Below are 3,007 nucleotides of genomic sequence, written 5' to 3'. Positions count from 1 at the left end.
CGACATGGGGCCTGATCTGGCCGATGGCCAGGCCGTGGGCGATGCGACGGGCAATGAGTGGCGCACGCCGCCGCTGTGGGGCATCGGCCTGACCGAGACAGTCAACGGCAATTCCTTCTTTCTGCATGACGGGCGCGCGCGCAGCCTGGCTGAGGCGATCCTGTGGCATGGCGGCGAGGCGCAGAAAGCGCGCGACCGTTTTGCCGCCGCTAACGCGACCGAGCGTGACGCATTGCTCAAATTCCTGGAGTCACTGTGATGTTCAAGCGTTCTGCATTGTTTTTCGCTCTTCCGCTGGCCCTGCTGGGCGTTGTCCCTGCGTCGGCGGCGGTCAAAGCCTCCGACATCATCCAGCGGGCGATCGATGGCTTCGTCCGCCCGGCCTATGCCGGCCTGCACGAGCATGCGGAAGCCTTGACCGGATCCATGCGCAAGCTGTGCGTCACGCCCTCGCAAGGAGAGCTCGATGCCGCACGCGCCGAATTCTCCGCCACCGTCTATGCCTGGTCGTCAGCCGAAATCATCGGCTTCGCGCCGATCAAGGAGAACAACCGGCTGGAACGCATGCTGTTCTGGCCGGATCGCAAGAGCATTGGCCTGAAGCAGGTGCAGGCGGCGCTGTCGGCGAAGGATCCAACCGCCACAGATCCGGCACAGCTGGCCGGCAAGAGCGTCGCCATGCAGGGGCTGGGCGCGCTGGAGTTCGTGCTTTACGGCGACGGCGCCGATGCACTGGCCGGCAAGGATGATTCCTACCGCTGCGCCTATGGCACTGCTGTTGCCGGCAACATCGAAACCATGGCCGGCGAGGTCAGCGCCGCCTGGAACAAACCGGACGGCTTTGCAGCGCTTTGGGCCAATCCGGGGCCGCAGAACCCGCTCTACCGCGACGGCAATGAAGCGGTGACCGAACTGGTCGGCGTCTTCATCAACGAGCTGGAAATGGTGCGTGACGTGCGCCTGAAAGGGTTTTTCGGCGGCAAGCCGGACGCGGACAAGCCGAAACAAGCGATCTATTGGCGCTCGCAAAACACCACCGCGTCACTGGCCGGCAATCTCTCCGGCATCGATACGCTGTTCCAGGCCTCGAAACTTGGCGACGCCCTGCCGGCCGATGCGCGCTGGATGGCCGAAGCGATCCACATCCAATTGGTCAACGGTGTCGCCACCGCCAAGGCCGTCAGCGGTCCAATCGACAAGGCGCTTGCCGATCCGGCATTGCGCGACAAGCTCGATCATTTCGCGCTGATCACCTCCAGCCTGTCGACCCTGATCGGGACCAGGTTGACCGCTGAATTCGGCCTGACCGCAGGCTTCTCCTCGCTGGATGGGGACTGAATTGAAAACCCCGCTGATAGATCGCCGCGATTTCCTGAGAGCTGCAGGCGTTGGCTTCATGGCCGCGATGGCGCCATCGGCCTGGGCAACGACGCTTTCGACCGACGCCGTCTTCGCCACCGCTTTCGTCAAACGCGACGGCAGCTTTGGCGCTGCCGTCCTGTCCGAGGCCGGCAAAGTCCTGCATGCGATCGATCTGCCCGATCGCGGCCACGATGTCACCTTCGATCCCATATCGAAACGCTCGGTGGTCTTCGCGCGGCAACCCGGCACCTTTGCCGTGGTTTTCGACCATTCGGGCCGTGATGCGCCGCTGACCATCGCCAGCATCGCCGGCCGGCATTTCTTCGGCCATGGCGTGTTTTCGGCCGACGGTGCGCTGCTCTATGCCACCGAAAACGACTTCGACAACGCCGCCGGCGTCGTCGGCGTCTACGATGCGCGGGCGAAATTCAGCCGTGTCGGCGAGTTCCCGACCTATGGAATGGGTCCGCACGAGCTTCTGCTCCTGGGCGATGGCAGGACGATTGCGGTAGCAAATGGCGGCATCGAGACCCATCCGGATTACGGCCGCGCCGAGCTCAACATTGCGACCATGAAGCCGTCCTACGTGCTGATAGACCGCGTCACCGGCGACCTCATCGAGAAGCACGAATTGCCGGCCGCACTGCATCAGCTGTCGATCCGCCACATGGACACCGATCCGTCCGGCACGGTCTGGTTCGGTTGCCAGTACAGGGGCCCGGGCACCGATCGTCCGCTGCTGGTCGGCCGCGCGGTGCGCGGCAAGGAATTGCAACTGCTCGACATGCCGCAGGACGTTTTGTCCGGCTTCCGCAACTACATAGGCTCGGTCGCCGCCAATCCGGCTGCCGGCACGGTCGCGGTCTCCTCGCCGGAAGGCAACTCGCTTGTCGTGCTCGATGCGGCCAGCGGACGGGTCGTCGCGAACAGCGCGCTGGTCGAGGTCTGCGGCGTGGCTCCCGATGGAACCGGCTTCATGGCCACCACCGGCGCTGGCGAGATCGTCGAGGGCAGTGGTGCGACACGCTCCGAACCGGACTATGTCTGGGACAACCACATGCTGCGCATCGAGCAGGCCGCATAGGCCACAAGCGAAGCCGCTTAACGAATTATGCACTATCCCCTTGCGGTGGCGGGCCGTGGCGGGCACAGGGAATTGTCTTTCGAACCGGTTGCTTCATGAAATTGCTTGCCATCGACTGTGCCGCCAACCTCTGCGCCGCTAGCGTCTATGACGCGACGGCGAAGCGGGAGCTCGGCCGCTCGGTGCTCGATCTCGGCAAGGGCCATGCCGAGCAGCTGATGGCGGTCATCGCCGAAGCGCTGGAGGCAGGCGCAACCGACTATGCAGGTCTTGGCGCCATTGCCGTGTCTGTCGGCCCCGGTTCCTTCACCGGTCTGCGGGTCGGCGTCTCGACCGCGCGTGGCCTGGCGCTGGCGCTGAAGATACCGGCAATCGGAGTGACGACACTGGAGGCGCTGGCTGCCGAAGCAGCGACGGCATTTCCCGGTCGCGCCGTGCTGGCGGCGCTGGATGCCGGCCGTGAGGAGATCCACGCGGCTTTTTACGACGAAAGGTTAGTCTTGACTTACGGTCCGGCCGTGGCCACGCTGGCCGACGTGGTGGCAATGGCGAAGGCAACGT

The 3,007-nt window shown here is 64.5% G+C and carries 4 protein-coding genes; all 4 read left to right on the top strand.

Translation table 11 applies throughout. The features are described 5' to 3' along the window. A partial coding sequence (locus tag EN969_RS24395; protein ID WP_281060029.1) for a di-heme oxidoredictase family protein occupies positions 1 to 259 on the top strand: 259 nt, incomplete at its 5' end. Continuing rightward, positions 259 to 1,338, top strand: coding sequence for an imelysin family protein (locus tag EN969_RS24390; protein WP_127419462.1), 1,080 nt, complete (start codon positions 259 to 261; stop codon positions 1,336 to 1,338). The genes EN969_RS24395 and EN969_RS24390, both read left to right, overlap by 1 nt. 1 nt (position 1,339) lies before the next feature. Continuing rightward, complete coding sequence (locus EN969_RS24385) at positions 1,340 to 2,446, top strand: DUF1513 domain-containing protein (RefSeq protein WP_063169987.1); 1,107 nt, start codon at positions 1,340 to 1,342, stop codon at positions 2,444 to 2,446. 95 nt (positions 2,447 to 2,541) lie between these two features. Continuing rightward, positions 2,542 to 3,007 (top strand): tRNA (adenosine(37)-N6)-threonylcarbamoyltransferase complex dimerization subunit type 1 TsaB (tsaB, locus tag EN969_RS24380; protein WP_127419461.1); only part of this gene is annotated, 466 nt, incomplete at its 3' end.

Source organism: Mesorhizobium sp. M7A.F.Ca.CA.003.01.2.1 (genome assembly GCF_003998945.1).
In the GTDB taxonomy this organism is placed as follows: Bacteria; Pseudomonadota; Alphaproteobacteria; order Rhizobiales; family Rhizobiaceae; genus Mesorhizobium; species Mesorhizobium ciceri.
Note: the sequence above shows the minus strand (reverse complement) of the source record. Positions and strands in the feature narration are given on the sequence as shown.